This is a genomic window from Streptomyces sp. NPDC059524, from assembly GCF_042749255.1.
Taxonomy (GTDB): Bacteria; Actinomycetota; Actinomycetes; order Streptomycetales; family Streptomycetaceae; genus Streptomyces; species Streptomyces xanthii.
The window spans coordinates 56,013-57,369 of the sequence record NZ_JBHYTK010000033.1 but is presented as its reverse complement, the minus strand read 5'-3'; the positions used below and the strand labels follow the sequence as shown (position 1 = coordinate 57,369).

The 1,357-nt window shown below is 69.0% G+C and carries 2 protein-coding genes; both read left to right on the top strand.

Annotated elements, in window-relative coordinates; translation table 11 throughout:
• The first annotated feature begins 103 nt into the window (after positions 1–103).
• Complete coding sequence (locus ACFW9D_RS12660; protein ID WP_188339141.1) at positions 104–562, top strand: peroxiredoxin; 459 nt, start codon at positions 104–106, stop codon at positions 560–562.
• 142 nt (positions 563–704) lie between these two features.
• Positions 705–1,280: a TerD family protein gene (locus ACFW9D_RS12655; protein ID WP_188339142.1), complete on the top strand. Its 576-nt coding sequence runs from the start codon at positions 705–707 to the stop codon at positions 1,278–1,280.
• Positions 1,281–1,357 lie beyond the last annotated feature (77 nt).

Sequence of the window (1,357 nt, the reverse complement as noted above, 5' to 3'; positions counted from 1 at the left end):
CCCCCGGGGGCCTCACCCGTTCCCGGAGCCCGCGCCACGCGCCGAACCCCCCGCCAACTACGCTGAACCCACCCGAACAGCCCCACCGAGAGGAAGCTTCACCATGGCGATCGCCGTCGGCACCAAGGCTCCGGACTTCGAGCTCAAGAACCAGCACGGCGAGACCGTGAAGCTCTCGGACTTCCGGGGCGAGAAGAACGTGGTGCTGCTCTTCTACCCGTTCGCCTTCACCGGGGTCTGCACCGGCGAGCTCTGCGCCCTGCGCGACGAGCTGCCCAAGTTCGTCAACGACGACGTGCAGCTGCTCGCCGTCTCCAACGACTCCCCGTTCTCCCTGCGGGTCTTCGCCGAGCAGGAGGGCCTCGAGTACCCGCTGCTCAGCGACTTCTGGCCGCACGGCGAGGCCTCCCGCGCCTACGGCGTCTTCGACGAGGAGAAGGGCTGCGCGGTGCGCGGCACCTTCATCATCGACAAGGAGGGCGTCGTCCAGTGGACCGTCGTCAACGCGCTGCCCGACGCGCGTGACCTGAACGAGTACGTCCGGGCGATCGACGCGCTCTGAGCCGCGCCCGAGCGCGGTCGAGGGGGCGACACCCTGCGGGAACTCTCGCGGGGTACGGGAACCCCTCACTAGGATCCAGACGTTGATCCGATGCCAGACGCACTACGGGGGCTCCCCGCCCCTCAGACCACAGGGAGGACTCGTGGGAGTCAGCCTCAGCAAGGGCGGCAACGTATCGCTGAGCAAGGAGGCTCCGGGCCTCACGGCGGTCGTCGTGGGCCTCGGTTGGGACGTCCGTACCACGACGGGTACGGACTTCGACCTCGACGCCAGCGCCATTCTGACGAACGCCGAGGGCAAGGTACGCAACGACCAGGACTTCGTGTTCTTCAACAACCTGAAGAGCGCGGACGGCTCGGTCGAGCACACCGGTGACAACCTGACCGGTGAGGGCGAGGGCGACGACGAGCAGGTCAAGGTCAACCTCGCGGCCGTGCCCGCCGACGTCGACAAGATCGTGTTCCCGGTCTCGATCTACGACGCCGAGAACCGACAGCAGTCCTTCGGACAGGTGCGCAACGCGTTCATCCGCGTCGTGAACCAGACGGGCGGCGCCGAGATCGCCCGTTACGACCTCTCCGAGGACGCCTCGACGGAGACCGCCATGGTCTTCGGCGAGCTGTACCGCAACGGGGCGGAGTGGAAGTTCCGCGCCGTCGGCCAGGGGTATGCCTCGGGTCTGCGCGGCATCGCGCAGGACTTCGGCGTCAACGTCTGAGCGGACCACCACCACCCAGACACCGTCCGGGGGCCCCCCCCCCCCCCGCGGGGCCGCGCGCCCGCCGCCCCCCCCCC

Bases quoted from the DNA above. Each gene is read 5' to 3' on its own strand.
- ACFW9D_RS12660 (WP_188339141.1), top strand. From the start codon at position 104: ATGGCGATCGCCGTCGGCACCAAGGCTCCGGACTTCGAGCTCAAGAAC.